This window comes from Prosthecobacter dejongeii (genome assembly GCF_014203045.1).
In the GTDB taxonomy this organism is placed as follows: domain Bacteria; phylum Verrucomicrobiota; class Verrucomicrobiia; order Verrucomicrobiales; family Verrucomicrobiaceae; genus Prosthecobacter; species Prosthecobacter dejongeii.
In genome coordinates this window covers 173,202-191,360 of the sequence record NZ_JACHIF010000008.1, presented here as the reverse complement: position 1 = coordinate 191,360, position 18,159 = coordinate 173,202, and the positions used below count along the sequence as shown (strand labels likewise).

The following is an 18,159-nucleotide window of genomic DNA, read 5'->3' as shown; positions in this document are numbered from 1 at the left end:
GGACTATTTTCAGAGGCTCCCCATTTTTCTGCTCAAATTTGGTATTTTAGCGCGATTCTCTGAGCCGCCTTTCTCTCTCATGCTCCGCACCGCCCTCCTTGCCCTGTTTGCCATCGCCCTGGTCACTGCCACCCACGCGGCAGAGACCAAGCCCCTCAAGGCCCTCCTCATCGCCGGTGGCTGCTGCCACGACTACGCCAAGCAGCACGAGATCCTCAGCAAAGGCATCCAGTCCCGCGCCAATGTGCAGGTGGATGTGGTGTGGACCGATGACAAGTCCACCAATCCACCCCTGCCCCTGTACGACAATCTCGACTGGGCCAAAGGCTACGACATCATCATCCACGACGAATGCGCCGCCGGCCTGAAGGACATCGGCAGCATCAAGCGCATCCTAGATGTTCATAAAACCATCCCCGCCGTGCATCTGCACTGCGCCATGCACAGCTTCCGCCCCGGCAATGACACCTGGTACAAGCACCTGGGCATTCAGTCGAATTCTCACGGCCCGCAGGAGCCCATCGCCATTACCTATGTGGACAAAGACCACCCCATCACCAAGCCCCTGGCCGACTGGACCACGATCAAAGAAGAGCTCTACAACAACGTCAATATCTTCGATGCTCATCCCCTGGCCATGGGCAAGCAGACGGTCAAACAAAAGGACGGCACCACCAAGGACGTCGAATACATCGTCGCCTGGACCAACGAAAAGCAGGGCGCGCGCAGCTTCAGCACCACCATCGGGCATAACAACGACACTGTCGCGGATGCCCGTTACCTTGATCTCCTCGCACGCGGCCTCCTCTGGGCTTGCGACAAGCTGACCCCTGATTACCAGACCGCCTTCAAAGGCGAAAACAAAGTCACCTTTGTCAAAGGCAACCCCGAACCGCCCAAGCCCCAGCCCAAACCCGCCGCTGCCACGCCACCGCCCGCAGCCAAGGACGCCACTCTCGTCACGGTCACCGCCAGCAGCGAGGAAAGCGGCAAAAACAACTTTACCTGGCGTGCGGTAGATGGGGATGAGACCACCCGCTGGTGCGCCAACAGCGGCGAATACCCACAATGGTTCCAGCTCGAGTTTGAAAAACCCCAGTCCCTCTCCGGCATTACCACCACCTGGGAAAACAACGGCGTCTATCGCTACAAGATCGAAGCCTCTACCGATGGCACTGCCTGGAACGTCCTCGCCGATGCCTCCACAAACACCAAAGGTGCTCCATACACCAACGAGTTTGCCAAAACGGCTAACCTGAAGTTCGTCAAAATCCACGTGATCGGCAAAAACGGCGGCGGCTGGGCCAGCATCCGCGAAGTGCAGCTCAAAGGCGACGGCATCAAATCCCTCGCATCCAAGATGAACGCCCAGCAGCAGGCCACGGCAGCGAAGGTGGTGAAAGAAGAGGCCGACCCCTACAAAAACGAAGGCAACATCGCCCCTTCCATCGTCAAGCTCACCGCAGCGCAGGAGGCCGAAATCCTCAAGGACGTGAAAGTGGCCGAAGGTTTTGAAGCGACCCTCTTCGCCAACTCCGCCGCCGCCAACTACCCCGTCTATGTCGCCGCCGCACCCGATGGCACCCTCTACGTCAGCAGCGATGGCAATGGCTCCCTGGGCCGCCAGCCCAAGCGCGGCCGCATCATCCGCCTGCGCGATCTGGATGGCGACGGCAAGGCCGATGAAACCAAGGTTTTCTGCGAAGTGGACAGCCCTCGCGGCCTCGTCTGGGACCACGACCGCCTCTATCTCGTCCATCCGCCGCACCTCAGCGAATTCATTGATGCCGATGGCGACGGCGTCGCCGAAAAACAAAACATCCTCGTCAAGGACATCGCCTTTGGTTTCAAGGATCGCCCTGCCGACCACACCACCAACGGCCTCAGCCTGGGCATCGACGGCTGGCTCTACATCGCCGGCGGCGACTTCGGATTCATGAAGGCCACCGGCACCGACGGCAAAACCCTACAGCATCGCGGCGGCGGCGTCATCCGAGTGCGGCCTGACGGCACCGGCCTGGAAATCTACTCCACAGGCACCCGCAACATCCTGGAGGTGGCCATCAGCCCGCTCATGGACATCTTCGCCCGTGACAACACCAATGACGGCGGCGGCTGGAACGTCCGCTTCCACCACTTCACCGGCCTGGACGACCACGGCTACCCACGCCTCTACAAGAACTTCAACGACGAGTGCATCCAGCCCCTCGCCGACTACGGCGGCGGCTCCGGCTGCGGTGCCGTTTACATTGACGAACCCGGCTTCGGCGAAGCCTGGAACAACGCCCCCTTCACCGCCGACTGGGGCACTGGCGCCATTTACAAACATTCGGTTAAACCCAAAGGCGCCACCTTCGAGGAAACCGCCAAGCCCGAACCCTTCATCAAAATGACCCGCCCCACCGATGCCGACGTGGACGGCATGAGCCGCGTCTATGCCTCCAGTTGGAAAGGCGCCACCTTCAACTGGGCCGGACCCGATGTGGGGTACATCGTTCAGGTGAAACCAAAAAGCTTCAAACCGGAGCCTATGCCAAATTTTGCCAAACTCAGCGATGCTGAGTTGGTGAAGGAACTGGAGTCTCCAAGCTACCGCCGAAGGATGGAAGCGCAACGAACCCTCATCAGAATACAGCAATCCATAGGGAGCAAACGACAAGCTGTACAAAAGTTGGTTGAACCACTGGTGCTCGATATTGAACAACCTCTGGCAAGCCGATTTGCCGCCGCCTATTCGATTCATGGTCGGGGAAAAATTCCTGTAGATCCTGCTTACCTACCTTTGGCGTTGCGCTCCATGGAAGCCTTTCCCTATGCAGGAGAAGCCGAGCATGGAAAGCCACGCGCTTTAAATGTAAGCGAAAGCAGCTATGGACAATTTCGCGATTCTGATTCGCCAGGAGAATACACTGATGATTTCTTAGAGGCTGCCGCCAAGTCTTCAGACCCCAGAGTGCGCCGGGAAGCGGCACGCCTACCAGCCAAGCTCAGTTTGGACGGTTACAAAATTGTCGGCTTGGAAGAAGAGCGTCAACTCAGATCCCAGCTTTTCAAAGCATCGCTACCTTTGATGGGAGATTCAGACTTTGTTGTGCGACAGACTGTAATCCATTCATTTGGAAAGTGCTTTGATCCGGCAGATGACCAAGCCTTGCAATGGTACCACAATGCAGGGGAGAGAGTAACAGCGATGATGTTCCAAGAACTCGACTCTTCCTCAGCATCCGAGCTATCCAAATCTTCCTTGCTGAAGGCCCTCGCGATGATCCACAAACCTCGGGTCGTAAACGACCTCATTGATCGCCTCGGCACAGCCACCGATCCCGCCCTCCGCCAGGGCATCCTCGCCGCGCTTTGCCGACTGCATTTCCATGAAGGCGAATGGAAGGGCGACTCCTGGGGCACACGCCCGGACACACGCGGGCCTTATTACCAGCCGGAGCCTTGGAGTGAAACGCCGAAGATCGCTGAAGCCCTCAAGACTGCCCTCGCCAAGGCCAGCCCTGAAGAAGCCGCCTTCCTGGTCAAAGAGATGAACCGCAACCGCATCCAGTCCAACGATGCCCTCCAGCGCATCCTCACCCTGGCCAAACAAGACCCCAAAGTCATCCCCGATGCCGTCGCCCAGCTCGCCGTTGCCGAGACCATTCCCGCCGACGCCATCCCGATGTTGGTGGGAGTCTTAAAAAGTACTCAAGAGCTTCAGCTCGCCAAGACTTCCAAAGACCAGACGACGTCCAATCCCGGCATCGTCGATCCCAGCGAGCTAAAGCTCTCGAGTACTTTGCTTTCCCAGGCCATCATCGCCCTGACCAAGACCGACAGCGCCGAGGGCGTCAGCGCCACCTTGGCGGTCCTGTCCCCCATGCAGAAGATGCCGGAGTCCTTCAAGGACTTCGAAGCCGCCTCCGCCGCTTTCTTCGCTTCACCAAAATTGGAAAACCATCACCTGCTCATCGAACAGATCGCCGAGAAACTCGACGGCCCAGCTTCCCGTTATGCCGATGCCGCCCTGCTGAATCTCGCCGCACGCACCACCGGCAGCCCCGAGTCCCGCGAGCTTTCCCAAAAAGCCCTCGACCACGGCTGGCAGGAGGCCAACCGCCGCGTCCAGATCCTAGATGCCATCTCCGCGATCAAGCACATGGCCTCCGCCCCCAAAGTGCTCGCTGCCACAGACGATCCAGATCCCAAAGTCAAAGACGCCGCCAACCGCGCCATGAAAGCCATGCGCCTAACCAAAGTTGAGGACAAGACGCCAAAAATCGCCACGCTGAAGCCCGAAGAAGTCATCGCCATCGTCCTCAAGACCAAAGGTGACCTCGCCCTGGGCGAGCAGATCTTCACACGCGCCACCTGCATCGCCTGCCACACCACCAAGGAATCTGAAGCGCAGAAAGGCCCCTACCTCGGCAACATCGCCCAGACCTACAAACGCCCGGAACTCGCCCAAAACATCCTGGACCCGAACAAGACCATCGCCCAGGGTTTCGCCAGCGAACTCATCACGATGAAGGACGGCGCTCAGCAGATGGGCTTCATCACCCTTGAAGGAGCCAGCGAAGTGAAGCTGCGCAACATCGCCGCCCAAGAATTCACGTTCAAAGTCAGTGATATCAAAGAGCGCCAAAAGCTCCCCATGTCCATGATGCCTCCTGGCCTCATGATGAACTTCACCGTCCGCGAATTCGCCTCCCTGCTGGACTACCTCGAAGCCCTCGCGAAAAAGTAAACGACCAGTTTCCTTGGGCGTCTCCGGTCATTCCCGACAGGAGACGTCCTTTTTGCGTATTCACTTCTTCCACTCCGCCAGCACCTGGGGCAGCAGCTTGTGCTCCTGGTCCTTGATACGCGCATGCAGTTTCTCCGACGTATCTCCAGGCAGGACTGGCACCGTCGCCTGGGCCAGGATGCGACCGGCATCAATCTCCGCCGTCACCAGGTGCACCGTGCAGCCCGTCTCCGTATCCCCGGCTTCGATCGCCAGTTGAGGTGCATTCGCACCCTTGTGCTTAGGTAGCAAAGACGGATGCACGTTCACAATGCGATCCGCATACAGGCTCAGCGTCGGTTCCTTGAGAATGCGCATGAAACCGATGAGCACCACCACATCCACTTGCGCACGCTGCAGATGCTCGGCGATCTCCTTTTGCGCCGCATCATCAAATCGGCGCGGATTCGCCCCACCGTCCACATGAATGGCAGGCACGCCCGCTTCACGGGCAATTTGAAGGAACTTAGAATCGGCCTGATCCGAAAGAGCCACACTGATGTCCGCCTGCAAAGCGCCCGCCGTTATGGCCGCCAAAATCGCACGCAGGTTCGATCCTTCACCGGAGCCCAGCACGCCGATGCGCAGACGCCCAGCGCCCCCATCATGGGTCATCCGCTGGACCGTGGCCGTTGTCGAACGCCCCGGCACCAGCGGCAGGATGCGAATGGCCGTGCCAGCCGCATCCAGCGCAGCCCGTTCTTCCGGGTTTAGAGAGTCCACCGTGTAGTCGCCACCTTTGGCATAGATGTGTGGCTGGATGGTTTCGATGAGGGACGTAGCCCGCTTGTCACCAAACACCACCACCGCATCCACAGCACGCAGAGCAGCCATCACTTCAGCCCGGTCATTTTCGCTGTTGATGGGGCGCGTGGGCCCCTTCAATTCACGCACAGATTCATCTGAATTCAGAGCTACCACCATCGCATCGCCCAGCTCTCTCGCCTCATTCAAATAACGCACATGACCAGCATGCAAGAGGTCAAAGCAACCATTGGTAAAGACCAGTTTTTTCCCCTGTGCATCGAGTTGGTCACGCAAAGCGCGGACTTCAGCAGGGGTCATGGGAGCGTAGGCTTCGGCGTCAGTAGGCATGATTAAAGTGACTGGACAATGCGCGGCTGGCCCCTTCCCTCAACGCTTATAGCAGATCACGAAATAGATTTCGTGATGGCTTCAAAAGCCCTCACGTCACCACTCTCCCTCACGCTGGAATTGGCGTCGCACATTCTCCCCAAATTGTTTCCCCGCCGCATTCAGGTTTTCGATCACCTGCTCCAGTGGCAATCCCACACTGCCGCGGGCCGCAGGGATGACCGTCTCACACTCATTGGCATCCATGAAACGGGAGGCTTCTAAAAGCCGATCCTCATCGCCAAAAGGCAGTGCCATAAACCCATGTTTGTCGGCATGGATTAACTGCCCAGGTTGAATCTTGCGACCAAAAACTTCCACATCGCAACCCCAGCGCACCGGATGCACATGCGCATGCCCTACACAAAGGCGGCGAGCGAGCGCCTTGAATCCCGCATTGGTCATTTCATCCACATCTCGAATGGCTCCATCCACGATGCTGCCCACACAGCCCAGCGCCCGGTGGGCATTGCTATTCACCTCTCCCCAAAAGGAGCCAATGACGCGAGGTTTATCCAGATCCTGCACGATCACGATCTTCGGGCCCGGCACACTCGCAATGTAGCGACGGTACTCCGCCCAGGCGTTCGGATGAGCTTCACGATGACTTTTGTCCGAAGGCTGGATCACCACCGTCACGGCAAACCCCACCATGGGGCCCATCTGCGGCATGAAGTCCCGAGTTTCTTCCAGATTAAAAGCCTCCGCAGCCACATCGGCTTTCGTGATCTGTTCCCAGCCATTGTAAATGGTCGGTGTGTTCCAGCGCTTGAGTTGCAAGAGGTCTGCGTGAGAGATGGGCATAGAAAAGTATCGTTAAGAGAGCCTATTTAACGCTCACAAATCCCAGCGGTCACTGGTCACCTGGACTGACCTCTCCCAGCTCCGTCATTGTCACTTCAAGGGCTTAGAATTTGGGAATGGGAGATCTTGAAACTCAAAGGTCACCCTCTCGCTTTCATACTTGAGGGGAAGTTTCAGCCCGAGAGTCACTGGATAATGAATGTCTTCGACGGCCTCGAAAAGAGATGCCGGAGACTGATCCCCAGCCTTACCGCTCGCGGTGAAAGACAACGCCGTCCCACGAAGAACAGCATACCGTCCACTGCCCCCACCACCGCTAAAAGTGCCCGATGACAGCGAAAGACGCTGATCAGCAGCATCGGTGATCTTTAGGTTTTCTAGGGCATAGCGGTGCGTGAGAAATAGCAACGGCATCTGTTGACGATAGATTTCATGCTCCAGGGCATGCTCAGAAAATGCCGCTGCAGACAGCACTAGGTGCTGAGGCTGAACTTCACTGACCACCAGCTCGAACGGGCCACATTTAAGAGGCGCATCACCCGCTTTTTGGATGCCTTTAAACTCGAGATACTTCCATTCCGTGATTTTCGCCAGTGTCACTACCAGCTTCAACCTGCGGAGTTGCTGCAGAGATTTCCCCACTTCGTGGGTGTGGATCGTTACTGTGAGGTCAGAGGTATCAGTCCATTTGGAGCCCTTTTGGTTCGCCACGTTTTCTCCTGACAATAGGACAGCTTCTTCCAAATCCACTTTTTCCAAAAACACATTTTCCGGCAACTGGGACAAAAAATCCGCCGCCTGATTCGCACGGGATTCCAGCCTAAATGTCCCCGAAATAGAGGACACTTCTTTATCCCAGGGCGAAGGCCCCTGCTCTGAGTGCGTTAAAGTCAGACGATACTGCCCATTCGGCGAGACCGCCGTCTGCGGTGTTTTAAACGGACTTGTCTCATCCGCCGCAGCCCCTGCAAGCACTGGCCATAAGAAAGCCGCGACGAAAAAACACCCACGGAAACTCATTTGGCAGGCATGACCATTTAACATCCTCATACTGTAGCAAATTCAGCCGGAGACATAAATCAAAATCGCAACGTTCCCGTTCCCTTCAAAAAACCAAAGACTGGTATAAAAAGTTGGCCACTGAGAAAGGAAGGGACTTGCAACCCCGTGGCAGCCACTGGTTACACTCGCTTACCGCCATGCCTGCAAGTATCCCCCAACGCTCCTCCCTGGTGGCTGAAACCCTGCGCGTGCTGCGCGAGGCCATCGCCAGTGGCCGCTGGCAAGAAGAACTGCCCGGCGAGCGCCGCCTCTGTGAAGAATGGCACATCAGTCGCCCCACCCTGCGTGCAGCACTCACAGCCCTCGCCGCAGACGGTTGGGTCACCATCGCTCAGGGCAAGCCAACCCGCGTTTGCCACCCAGCAGGCAGCTCTGGCCCTCCACCACTACCATCCCCTACCCTAACTGTGGGCCTTCTCAGTCCCGAGCCCCTGCATGCCATGCCCCCTTTTGTTCTGCTCTGGGTGGATGAATTGCGCAGCCAATTAGCCAGTGAGGGCCACCTTCTACAGGTGCATGTGGGGCGCGCCTGGTCAGGGGGTAAAAACCCCGCACGTGCCTTGCAAACACTCACCACTACCGTTCCAGCGGCTGCCTGGGTACTCTATCGCAGCACGGAGGCCATGCAGCAGTGGTTTGAGCAAAGGCAGATCCCCTGCGTGGTCGTAGGCTCTGTCTTCAAAGGGTATTCGCTTCCTTCGGTAGATCGCGACCACCGCGCCGTTTGCCGCCATGCCGTAGGTCTCCTGGCCGCTCGTGGGTATCAGCGGTTGGCCCTGGTGATCCAGGAACCCCAGTTTGCGGGTGATCGCGAAAGCGAAGCTGGCTTTGGGGAAGGCCTGCATGCCGCCGCTGCACGCGGTGTCACTGGGCATATACAACGGCACGATGGCAGCCGCGAGGGGCTTCTGAAAGCCCTGGATCGCCTGCTCACAGCCAAGCAAAGACCCCAGGCCTTGCTTATCGCCCGCACCTCCAGCGCCCTCACCATCTGCACTGGACTTCTACAGCGCGGCCTCCGCATTCCCCAAGACGTGGCACTCATCTGCCGTGATGACGACATCTTCCTGGACGAGACAATCCCCCAAATTGCCCGATACAGCGTAGCTGCCGATACCTTCGCTAAACGCATCTTTCGGCTCGTGCGGCAGCCCGGAGCCAAAGGCGAAACCAAGGTCATGCCGGAATTTGTCAAACGAGAATCATTGTGAAAAACTTTGCTCACCGTTTGACACGCACTCACCTGCATGTACAATCGCCCCCCTTTCCCTGGGAGGGCAGACTTTATGGCAAACGTTCAAGTAATACTCAAAGAGAAGATCAAAAACCTCGGTGCCGAGGCTGATGTCGTGCAAGTGAAGCGTGGTTTTGCACGCAATTTCCTCGTCCCACAGGGCAAGGCTTATGAAGCTACGGCTGGCAATCTTCGCAACATCAACCATCTGAAAGCCGCACGCGCTGAGCGTGAAGCTAAAGAACTGCAGGAAGCGGAGAAAACCGCCTCCAAGCTGAAGAAACTGAAGCTGAAGCTCACCCTTCAGACTGGCCAGGGCGGCAAAGCCTTTGGTTCCATCACCAACATGGACATCGCTAAAGCAGTAGCTGAAAGCTCTGCCAAGGTTGAACTCGACCGTCACCTCATCCAGCTCGACAAGCCCATCAAGAGCACAGGCACCTTTGAAATCCCAGTGAAGCTGCATGCAGATGTAAGCTGCTTCCTGAAGCTCACGGTGCTCGCTGATTCTGATGCAGCCGCTGCGGACTCGACTGAAGACAGCGAATAATTTCGTCGCCTTTAAAAACCTTACTGAAAACCGCGTCCCATCCTGGGGCGCGGTTTTTTTATGCCTTCAGCAATCTCCTCGTTATGCGAGGAGATGGTAACATAATCCATGAAGCAGGGAGCGAAGGATTTTCTCCAAAGCTCCCAGATAGCACCGAGAAGGGCTTTTACTTCTTTGCTGGGTAAAGCGTCGGCAGCCACTCACCGACTCGCACAAGCCAGTCGTTTACCGGCAACCCACTCTTCTTCATCCCGAATCCGTGTCCGCCAGAACTGTAAATGTGCAGTTCACAGGGGAGCTTGTTCTTTTTGTATTCGAGGTAAATCAGCGCACTGCCAGCCGCACTGTGTGGATCATCGTGAGCGTGGACCAAGCACATGGGGGGTGCCTTAGCCGTTACTTTGATTTCAGGTAGGAGCTCAAACTCATTCCCCTTCCCGACCAAGTATGCAGGATACACAGGGATGGCAAAGTTAGGCGTCGCGTTCGCCATATCCAGCGCAGCATCCTGCTCATACGTCCGCGTGCCTCCCTGCAACGCCGCCATGATGGAAAGGTGCCCCCCCGCAGAAAATCCGAGAATGCCAATACGATCCTGCTGAATACCAAACTCGGCAGCCCGGTGCCTGAGAATACCCATGGCCCGCTGTGTGTCCTGCAAAGGCACCCGGCTTGGATCCTCATTGTCGCGACGCGGGACGCGATACTTCAGCAGAACGGGTGTCACGCCCAGAGTGCGTAGATAGTCACAAACCTGCGTGCCTTCATGCTCAATGGCTAGAATGCCATATCCACCACCAGGACAAACCAAGACAGCCGTGCCATTCGGCTTTTCCGGCTGATAAATCGTAATGGTGGGATCTGAAACATTCCCCAGACGTTTAACTCCATCGTCCTTTTCCTTTTTAATTTCCGCCTCTGGTTCGATTTTAAACCCTTCTTTTTCAGGGGCACCGTGGGGCCACAAACGAATCGTTACAGGTTCAACCGCGACAGCGAAGGTGGTGAACGTCAGTGAAAACAGAGCGAGAGAAGACAACCATTTCATAAAGTGTGTCCATCAAACGAATGGATGATAGAAATTCACGCTTAAATTCATCAAAGATGTATGAATTTAAGTTGCGCTTACCCTAACGCGCAGCATTGTGACAGCCCGCTCGCAGCCAATCAAGGCCACCCGAGCACACGGGGCGTAGCTCAGCCTGGTAGAGCGCTTGCTTTGGGAGCAAGAAGTCGTCAGTTCGAATCTGGCCGCCCCGACCATTCACAAAGAATGGTTTATCCACTGAAGTTACTGGCATACCAGATGTCCGCACTCTACGCCGCCACTCTCCAGACGTTCAAAGCTCAAGGCTGGCACTACCGCGAAGTCACAGGGATGGAAGTCCTTGAAGCAGATTTCGAAGCGCATCACACAAAAGTCGCTTTGCATGTGCAGATCTATGGAGAAGCCCACATCGCTACCGTCGTCGCCACAGCTTCACTCCAAGTCGCACACACACATCGCCTCCAAGTCTCTGAACTGCTGATGCGTACCAACAAAGAGCTCAACTTAGGCAACTTTGAACTCGATTGGGACAGCGGTGCAGTGATGTTTCGCCTCACCAATATTTTTCCACCTCATCGTTATGATGAGCGCATCCTAGCCACATTGGTGCATACCACCATTGCCGAAACGGATCGGCTCACACCCTTTTTGGGCGAAATTTGCAATACGCCTAAAGGCGAGCTGATCCTACTCCGAGTCCGAGACTTAATGAAACGTGAGGACCTCTTACCCCCTGCACCCACAGAGGAACCCTAAAAGCCTTCGTGGCGTTGATTTATCGGTGTATCACCCATGAATACCGTCACTCGTTTCGCCCCCAGCCCCACGGGTTGGCTGCACCTCGGCCATGCGTATGCCGCCATTTTCGCCGAACAAAAAGCGCGGCAAAATCTAGGCCGGTTCCTCATTCGTTTGGAGGACATTGATGGTACTCGCTCTCGACCTGAATACGAGACCGCTTTATTTGATGACCTTCAGTGGTTAGGTCTTACTTGGGAAAGACCTGTCTTACGACAATCGGATCACGCTGCAGACTACCGCCTGGCTTTGGATGAACTCGCCAGACAGGAGCTGCTCTACCCCTGTTTTTGCACTCGGCGCGAGATCCAGGAAGAAATTGCCCAAGCCCCTCGCGCTCCCCACGGTCCTGATGGCCCCTTATATCCAGGAACCTGTCGCCATCTTTCTCACAGAGAAAGCCAGTCTCTTATTGAGTCAGGCCAACCTTACGCACTCCGTCTAGATATTGAAAAAGCCACTTATCGCATTGGCCATTCACTTCAGTGGGAAGATCTAGGCCGCGGCTTACAAACCGCAAACCCCGCCCTCTTTGGAGATGTCGTCTTAGCCCGCAAAGACACACCTGCTAGCTACCATTTGGCCGTGGTGGTGGACGATGCAAGGCAAGGCATTACCCTCGTCACCCGTGGAGAAGATCTTTTTGAAGCCACCCATCTTCACCGACTTCTTCAAGAACTCCTCCACCTGCCAGTTCCCACTTGGCATCATCACCGTTTAGTCACGGATGAACTCGGCAAGCGACTCGCGAAAAGAGACCACGCTCGCTCCTTGCGGACCCTGCGAGAAGAAGGCTGGACACCCCAAAAAGTGCGCCGAGTCTTAAACTTAGAAGAGTCTGCATCCTAGACCTTTTTCCAAAAAGATTGTCTGATTGAAAAGGCGGGCGCGGTGGGATGAGTGGCAAGGCAAGAGCGCAGGCTGCTATCTTGACGATAACAGCCAAGTCCCGCTTGCGCGGGAACGCCAATCATTCCACCCCGTCGCCGCTTTTCGGACAAGATTTTTGGAAATCGGTCTAAATCGTGGGCACGACCGCGTTGGTAACCGATCAGGGAAAAGCATTTCTGGGCGAGAGCATCTTTATTGGGGGATCAACGCGGCCAGAAACCCTCACCCAAACTTCCTCCCAATATAGTTTGGTGAGAAGGAATCCATTGAGGTGAATGGTAGCTTCATTCCAAACAAAAAACCCCTGAATGCCAGGCATCCAGGGGTCTTTTATAAAATCCATTAGATAGACTTGCGCTTCCGTTTCAACTGGAGCTGAGCAGCGCTGCGCTGAATCATCGCCATCACAGCAGCTACTTCTTCTTGCTGTTCACCATGCTTGAGGCTCTCGAGGGAGTGCTTAGCACGCTCCATAGCTTCCTCGACAGCTTTCTCGTCGATTTCATCGCTACTGAGAGCCATGTCAGTCAACACACGAGTGGTGCTACCAGTCACTTCGACAAGCCCCTCACCGACGGCCAATTCAGTCGTTTTACCGCCTTTGGTGTAACGAAGTTCACCAACCTGGAGAGTCGTCACCAGAGGAGCATGTGAGGGAAGAACCCCCATTTCACCTTCAAAACCCGGGAGCACTACAGTGTCCACTTCATCCGAAAAGATGCGGGCTTCAGGGGTAACGATTTCGAGTTTGAGAGGCATGAGGAAAAGTCGGAAAACAGAGAGTCAAGGAGCCAAGTTTGTCAAGGTGGCGGACCGGCTTGACTGGTTGACCACCTTGACCATTGACCAAACAGGCTTACGCCTTCGGCACAGTGTCGATACCACCCTTCATGTAGAAGTTGGCTTCTGGCACATCGTCGTGCTTACCATCAAGAATTTCGGCAAAGCCACGAACAGTATCCTTAACAGAAACATATTCACCCTTGGTGCCAGTGAAGATTTCAGCCACATGGAACGGCTGGCTCAGGAAACGCTGAAGCTTACGGGCGCGGAACACGATGAGCTTATCCTCGTCAGACAGTTCGTCCATCCCGAGAATGGCGATAATGTCCTGAAGGTCTTTGTAGCGCTGAAGCACGCGCTGGACGCCACGGGCAACACGGTAGTGTTCTTCACCCACGATGTCTGGGGCCAGTGCCTTGGACACCGAAGAAAGAGGATCCACAGCTGGGTAGATACCCAACTCAGCCAGGGAGCGCTCAAGCACCACCGTAGAGTCAAGGTGAGCGAAGGTATTCGCCGGCGCTGGGTCAGTCAAGTCATCCGCAGGAACATAAACGGCCTGGAAGGAGGTGATGGAACCACTCTTGGTGGAGGTGATTCGCTCCTGCATAGCGCCCATTTCAGCAGCCAGCGTTGGCTGGTAACCCACGGCGGAAGGCGTACGCCCCAGAAGGGCGGACACTTCGGAGCCAGCTTGGGAGAAACGGAAAACGTTGTCCACGAAGAGAAGCACGTCTTGATTCTTCTCATCACGGAAGTATTCAGCCATGGAGAGAGCCGAAAGAGCCACGCGGAGACGAGCACCTGGAGGCTCATTCATCTGACCATAAACAAGAGCCACTTTAGATCCTGGCTCGCTAACGTAACCCCCTTGGGCATTGCGCACGATATCATGACCGTTCTTTTTCACCTTGATAACGTCAGACTCGATCATTTCATGGTAAAGGTCGTTACCTTCACGAGTACGCTCACCCACACCGGCAAACACAGAATAACCACCGTGGCCTTTAGCGATGTTGTTGATGAGCTCCATGATAACCACGGTCTTACCCACACCTGCACCACCAAAGGCGCCGACTTTACCACCCTTGGTGAAAGGGCAGATCAGGTCGATCACTTTGATGCCGGTCTCAAGGATCTGAGCAGAAGGGTTTTGGTCCACCAGAGCTGGAGCGGGGCGGTGAATCGGATAACGCTTCGTGGTAACAGGAGCAGCCTGGTCATCGATAGCATCACCGGTCACGTTGAAAATACGACCAAGCACTTCTTCGCCCACTGGAACAGTGATCGGAGTGCCGATATCGAGTGCATCAAGACCGCGCTTCAGGCCTTCCGTAGAAGACATAGCCACAGAACGAACCCAGCCATCACCCAAGTGGCTCTGCACTTCGCAGACCAGACGTGCTGATTTGCCGCCGAGATCAAACTTGATCTCGAGTGCGTTGTAGATCTCGGGCAGCTTTCCTGTGGCTGAAAAATCCACGTCCACCACGGGACCGATGACTTGAACGATTTTGCCGATGTTGCTCATATTGGAAGGGGTCAAAAAGAATCAGAGGGTCAAGAATGCAAAGAAGGCTATTCAAGAGCCATTTTGGCGGTGGTGATTTCGAGAAGTTCGTTGGTGATCGCAGCCTGGCGCAGTTTGTTATATTCGAGGCTGAGGTCTTTAAGCATTTGCTTAGCATTGTCGGTCGCGTTTTTCATCGCCACCATTCGGCTGCTGTGCTCGGAAGCACGGGCTTCTAAGACCATTTGATAAACGGTACCGTTAACATACTGAGGAAGCACTGTTTGGAAAACAGTGGCCGCATCCGGCTCAAAGGTGTAATCCGGAATGTCTGAAGGATTTACCTCTTTAGAAGTTTCATCGAAATTACGCTTACCACCCAACGTCACGGGATTGACAGGAAGGATCTGCTCAATCGAGGGCACTTGAGTGACCACATTGATGAAATTGTTAAAAGCGACCAAAACACGCTTGTATTCACCCGTCAGGAATTTTTCCTGAATGAATTTGGAGACCGTGCGAGTTTCAACAAACTTAGCAGGATCCTTGATCGGGAAGTCTGCAATGAGAGTTTTACGAAGACGTCCGAGGCCCTGTGAAGCTTTGCGACCAATGGTGATGTATTCAACTTCACCTTCAATCGGACTGTTAACCAGCTTCTTGAGCAAGTTAGTATTCAGAGCGCCGCAAAGCCCCTTATCGGTCGCGATAACAAGAACCAAAGTTTTGTTGCCCGAGCCTTCGCTGAAAAAAGGATGCACACCTTCAGCGGCGCTTTCCTTCAAACTCACAAGAATCTTGTTCATTAGCTCAGCATAAGAACGACCATTGGCGGCCTGATCCTGTGCTTTCTTCATCTTCGCAGCCGCGACGAGCTGCATGGCCTTGGTGATCTGGGCCGTGTTTTTGACCGATTTGATTCGGCGGCGAATGTCGCGGGTGGAGGGCATGGGAGCGGAGAGCTAAAAAAACGAGAACAGTGAACCAGGAGCAATTACTTCCAGGCGGTCTTGAAGTCTTCGAGAGCGGTCTTGATGTCAGCTTCGACATTGTCGAGAGCCTTTTCATTAGCGAGCTTTTCAACCAATTCAGATTTACGCTCAGTGAGGTAGGTTTCCAACTTAGCCTGGAACTCCTTCACGCGATCCACAGATACGCTATCGAAGTAGCCCTTCTGCATAGCGTACAGACTGATGACCATGATTGGCAGGCTCTTTGGCTGATACTGCTGCTGCTTGAAAAGTTCCACGATGCGAGCACCACGATCCAGCTTGGCCTTCGTGGCAGCATCGAGGTCTGAACCGAACTGAGCGAAAGCGGCCAATTCGCGGAACTGAGCGAGGTCAAGCTTTGTGGTACCAGACACTTTCTTGATGGCTTTTGTCTGAGCGGCAGAACCGACACGAGAGACGGAAAGGCCCACCGAAATAGCAGGGCGAATGCCTTGATAGAAAAGGTCGGTTTCCAGGAAAATCTGACCATCGGTGATAGAAATCACGTTGGTCGGGATGTAGGCAGAAACGTCACCAGCCTGGGTTTCGATGATCGGAAGAGCTGTTAGGGAACCGCCACCGTAGTTTTCGTTCACGCGTGCAGAACGCTCAAGCAACCGTGAGTGGAGATAGAACACGTCACCAGGGTAAGCTTCACGACCAGAAGGACGCTTCAGAACGAGGGAAACCTGACGATAAGCAACAGCCTGCTTGGAAAGGTCATCGAAAACAATCAAAGCGTCCTGGCCCTGATCCATGAACCATTCGCCGATGGCGCAACCCGTGTAGGGAGCAAGATACTGGTTAACAGCGCTGTCGGAAGCCGAAGCATTCACGATAACGGTGTATTCCATAGCACCAGCATCTTCGAGAGTCTTGACGACACGAGCCACGTTGGACTGCTTCTGGCCGATGGCGACGTAGATGCAATACAGAGGCTTGTGACCTGCCAGCTTGCCTTGTTCGGCTGCCTTGTTCTGCTGTGCCTGGGAGATAATGGTGTCCACAGCAATGGTCGTCTTGCCCGTGGAGCGGTCACCAATGATCAACTCACGCTGACCGCGGCCAATCGGAATCATCGCGTCAATGGACATGATGCCCGTCTGCACTGGAACAGACACCGACTTACGGGTAATGATACCAGGAGCAAGTTTTTCAACAGGATACTGCGCATCGCCTTTGATCGGGCCTTTGCCATCGAGAGGCTCACCCAAAGTGCTGACCACACGACCCAGAAGACTCTTACCAACTGGAACCGAAAGAAGGCGGCCGGTGGTCTTGACTTCGTCGCCGGCCTTGATGCCTTCGGAAGAACCCAAAAGCACGCAACCCACTTCAGTTTCTTCAAGGTTCAGAGCCAAACCAAAGAGACCACCGGGGAACTCAATCATTTCGTTGAGCATGACATCGCTCAAACCTTCGATCTTGGCTGCGCCGTCACCGATCTCGCGGACCACGCCGACATTGGATTTGGTGACCGCCGTCTTAAGTCCGGCGATTTGGGATTCGATCTCCTGGAGGATGTTGCTCATGGTAACTACTGGTTTTGAAAGGGAAAAATGGGGGCGGGTGCCGGGCGGTAACGATTAGGAAAGAGAGGCTTTTAGGGCTTCAAGACGGGCTTTAACAGAGCCGTCCCAGACATCGCTGCCCACCTTGACGCGAATACCGCCAAGAAGTTCAGGCTTGATGTGAAATTCAAGAGCCAGCTCACGACCGTACTTCTGGGACAAGCTCGATTTGAGATCAGCCTGAATATCCGCCGTCAGGAAAGTCGCACTTTCCACAACAGCACGTTGGCTTTCAACTTCGTTGCGCACCAGAGCAGCAAAGGAATCAAGCATGCCATGGTAACCACGGGGTTTGCTGGTGATGATCTGGTTCACCACCAGACGCACGCGGGAATCATCCAACTTGCCATTCACCAGGCAGACCCGGAAAAGCTGGCGAGAGGTGCGGCGAACTTCCTTGCTGATTTTCATGTTCGTGGTGGCGAAGGAAGGAAATTACAGGCTAACCTGAGCAGAGGTTTCCTGATTGATGCGAGCCTGGTCGTCGGTATTGAGGACCTTACCAGTCACGCGAGAGGTCGCGTCAGAAACCATACGACCAAATTCGCTCTTCAACTGAGCCATCAACTGCTCATGCTCAAGCTTAGCAGCTTCGCGAGCCTTGGCAAGGATCTGACCAGCTTCTTGAATGGCTTCCTGCTGACGCTTCTCAGCAAGGGACTTGGCGCTATCACCAGCTTCCTTCACGAGGCGATTGGCGTCATCATTAGCCTTATCAACAATGGCTTGAGCATTTTTTTCAGCCTCAGCAAGATCACGAGCGATCTTGTCCAGCTTGGATTCGCCATCAGCAATGCGTGCGCGGCGCTGTTCAAGCATGGCCAGAATAGGACCAAAGGCTTTGGTCTTCAGCACATAAAACACGACGAGAAAAATCAAGACTTGCGCGATCAGCTTTGGCAATTCGAGGCCAAACTGGTCTGCAATGTCGTTAGCGGCGGCAAGGAAAGTCGTGGTCATGACAGGAACAAATGAGTGAGCGAGAAGAAGGTGGCGGCCACCTGAGTGACC

The 18,159-nt window shown here is 55.0% G+C and carries 15 protein-coding genes and 1 tRNA gene; 6 read left to right on the top strand and 10 right to left on the bottom strand.

Features of this window, described 5'->3' with window-relative positions:
- The first annotated feature begins 79 nt into the window (after positions 1-79).
- Positions 80-4,732, top strand: coding sequence for a DUF7133 domain-containing protein (locus HNQ64_RS24000; RefSeq protein ID WP_246431099.1), 4,653 nt, complete (start codon positions 80-82; stop codon positions 4,730-4,732).
- Between the two features lie 60 nt (positions 4,733-4,792).
- Here the strand turns inward: HNQ64_RS24000 and purN are convergent, their stop codons facing one another.
- The 3 genes from purN to HNQ64_RS17880 form a co-directional block, all read right to left on the bottom strand.
- Positions 4,793-5,866, bottom strand: a complete 1,074-nt coding sequence (gene purN, locus HNQ64_RS23995) for a phosphoribosylglycinamide formyltransferase (protein WP_246431098.1) — start codon at positions 5,864-5,866, stop codon at positions 4,793-4,795.
- Positions 5,867-5,962: 96 nt separating this feature from the next.
- Entirely contained in the window at positions 5,963-6,709 is a 747-nt protein-coding gene (locus HNQ64_RS17885) for an RraA family protein (RefSeq protein ID WP_184211192.1), read from the bottom strand.
- Positions 6,710-6,799: 90 nt separating this feature from the next.
- Positions 6,800-7,729, bottom strand: a complete 930-nt coding sequence (locus HNQ64_RS17880; RefSeq protein WP_184211190.1) for a hypothetical protein — start codon at positions 7,727-7,729, stop codon at positions 6,800-6,802.
- 179 nt (positions 7,730-7,908) lie between these two features.
- On the opposite strand from HNQ64_RS17880, the gene HNQ64_RS17875 reads away from it, so the two are divergent.
- Together HNQ64_RS17875 and rplI are read left to right on the top strand one after the other, a co-directional pair.
- Positions 7,909-8,982, top strand: a complete 1,074-nt coding sequence (locus tag HNQ64_RS17875) for a substrate-binding domain-containing protein (protein WP_184211188.1) — start codon at positions 7,909-7,911, stop codon at positions 8,980-8,982.
- A gap of 75 nt (positions 8,983-9,057) precedes the next feature.
- Positions 9,058-9,555: a 50S ribosomal protein L9 gene (gene rplI, locus HNQ64_RS17870; RefSeq protein ID WP_184211186.1), complete on the top strand. Its 498-nt coding sequence runs from the start codon at positions 9,058-9,060 to the stop codon at positions 9,553-9,555.
- 166 nt (positions 9,556-9,721) lie between these two features.
- Here rplI and HNQ64_RS17865 read toward each other — a convergent pair whose 3' ends face one another.
- On the bottom strand, positions 9,722-10,603 hold the full coding sequence (locus HNQ64_RS17865) for an alpha/beta hydrolase (RefSeq protein ID WP_184211184.1): 882 nt from the start codon (positions 10,601-10,603) through the stop codon (positions 9,722-9,724).
- Between the two features lie 138 nt (positions 10,604-10,741).
- Between HNQ64_RS17865 and HNQ64_RS17860 the strand changes: the two genes are divergently transcribed.
- The 3 genes from HNQ64_RS17860 (at position 10,742) to gluQRS (ending at position 12,250) form a co-directional block, all read left to right on the top strand.
- Positions 10,742-10,818 (top strand) — tRNA-Pro (locus HNQ64_RS17860).
- A 43-nt stretch (positions 10,819-10,861) separates the two neighbouring features.
- Positions 10,862-11,359, top strand: a complete 498-nt coding sequence (locus tag HNQ64_RS17855) for a type III secretion system chaperone family protein (RefSeq protein WP_184211182.1) — start codon at positions 10,862-10,864, stop codon at positions 11,357-11,359.
- 36 nt (positions 11,360-11,395) lie between these two features.
- Positions 11,396-12,250 carry a tRNA glutamyl-Q(34) synthetase GluQRS gene (gene gluQRS, locus HNQ64_RS17850; RefSeq protein WP_184211180.1) on the top strand — a complete coding sequence of 285 codons (855 nt, stop codon included), beginning with the start codon at positions 11,396-11,398 and terminating at the stop codon, positions 12,248-12,250.
- A gap of 384 nt (positions 12,251-12,634) precedes the next feature.
- Here the strand turns inward: gluQRS and atpC are convergent, their stop codons facing one another.
- The 6 genes from atpC to HNQ64_RS17820 form a co-directional block, all read right to left on the bottom strand.
- Positions 12,635-13,051 (bottom strand): ATP synthase F1 subunit epsilon, encoded by a 417-nt coding sequence (gene atpC, locus HNQ64_RS17845; protein WP_184211178.1) that lies wholly within the window; start codon positions 13,049-13,051, stop codon positions 12,635-12,637.
- A 97-nt stretch (positions 13,052-13,148) separates the two neighbouring features.
- On the bottom strand, positions 13,149-14,606 hold the full coding sequence (atpD, locus tag HNQ64_RS17840; RefSeq protein WP_184211176.1) for a F0F1 ATP synthase subunit beta: 1,458 nt from the start codon (positions 14,604-14,606) through the stop codon (positions 13,149-13,151).
- A gap of 47 nt (positions 14,607-14,653) precedes the next feature.
- Positions 14,654-15,535 carry an ATP synthase F1 subunit gamma gene (atpG, locus tag HNQ64_RS17835; RefSeq protein ID WP_184211173.1) on the bottom strand — a complete coding sequence of 294 codons (882 nt, stop codon included), beginning with the start codon at positions 15,533-15,535 and terminating at the stop codon, positions 14,654-14,656.
- A gap of 44 nt (positions 15,536-15,579) precedes the next feature.
- A complete protein-coding gene (atpA, locus tag HNQ64_RS17830; RefSeq protein ID WP_184211171.1) occupies positions 15,580-17,109 on the bottom strand; it encodes a F0F1 ATP synthase subunit alpha in 1,530 nt (509 codons plus the stop codon).
- A gap of 54 nt (positions 17,110-17,163) precedes the next feature.
- Positions 17,164-17,559, bottom strand: a complete 396-nt coding sequence (locus HNQ64_RS17825; protein WP_184211169.1) for a F0F1 ATP synthase subunit delta — start codon at positions 17,557-17,559, stop codon at positions 17,164-17,166.
- Positions 17,560-17,583: 24 nt separating this feature from the next.
- Entirely contained in the window at positions 17,584-18,108 is a 525-nt protein-coding gene (locus tag HNQ64_RS17820) for an ATP synthase F0 subunit B (protein ID WP_184211167.1), read from the bottom strand.
- Positions 18,109-18,159: the final 51 nt, after the last annotated feature.

Coding starts and splice junctions, on each gene's coding strand:
- HNQ64_RS17880 (WP_184211190.1), bottom strand. CDS start 7,729: ATGAGTTTCCGTGGGTGTTTTTTCGTCGCGGCTTTCTTATGGCCAGTG.
- HNQ64_RS17865 (WP_184211184.1), bottom strand. CDS start 10,603: ATGAAATGGTTGTCTTCTCTCGCTCTGTTTTCACTGACGTTCACCACC.
- purN (WP_246431098.1), bottom strand. CDS start 5,866: ATGCCTACTGACGCCGAAGCCTACGCTCCCATGACCCCTGCTGAAGTC.
- atpG (WP_184211173.1), bottom strand. CDS start 15,535: ATGCCCTCCACCCGCGACATTCGCCGCCGAATCAAATCGGTCAAAAAC.
- HNQ64_RS24000 (WP_246431099.1), top strand. CDS start 80: ATGCTCCGCACCGCCCTCCTTGCCCTGTTTGCCATCGCCCTGGTCACT.
- atpA (WP_184211171.1), bottom strand. CDS start 17,109: ATGAGCAACATCCTCCAGGAGATCGAATCCCAAATCGCCGGACTTAAG.
- HNQ64_RS17855 (WP_184211182.1), top strand. CDS start 10,862: ATGTCCGCACTCTACGCCGCCACTCTCCAGACGTTCAAAGCTCAAGGC.
- HNQ64_RS17825 (WP_184211169.1), bottom strand. CDS start 17,559: ATGAAAATCAGCAAGGAAGTTCGCCGCACCTCTCGCCAGCTTTTCCGG.
- HNQ64_RS17820 (WP_184211167.1), bottom strand. CDS start 18,108: ATGACCACGACTTTCCTTGCCGCCGCTAACGACATTGCAGACCAGTTT.
- atpC (WP_184211178.1), bottom strand. CDS start 13,051: ATGCCTCTCAAACTCGAAATCGTTACCCCTGAAGCCCGCATCTTTTCG.
- gluQRS (WP_184211180.1), top strand. CDS start 11,396: ATGAATACCGTCACTCGTTTCGCCCCCAGCCCCACGGGTTGGCTGCAC.
- atpD (WP_184211176.1), bottom strand. CDS start 14,606: ATGAGCAACATCGGCAAAATCGTTCAAGTCATCGGTCCCGTGGTGGAC.
- rplI (WP_184211186.1), top strand. CDS start 9,058: ATGGCAAACGTTCAAGTAATACTCAAAGAGAAGATCAAAAACCTCGGT.
- HNQ64_RS17875 (WP_184211188.1), top strand. CDS start 7,909: ATGCCTGCAAGTATCCCCCAACGCTCCTCCCTGGTGGCTGAAACCCTG.
- HNQ64_RS17885 (WP_184211192.1), bottom strand. CDS start 6,709: ATGCCCATCTCTCACGCAGACCTCTTGCAACTCAAGCGCTGGAACACA.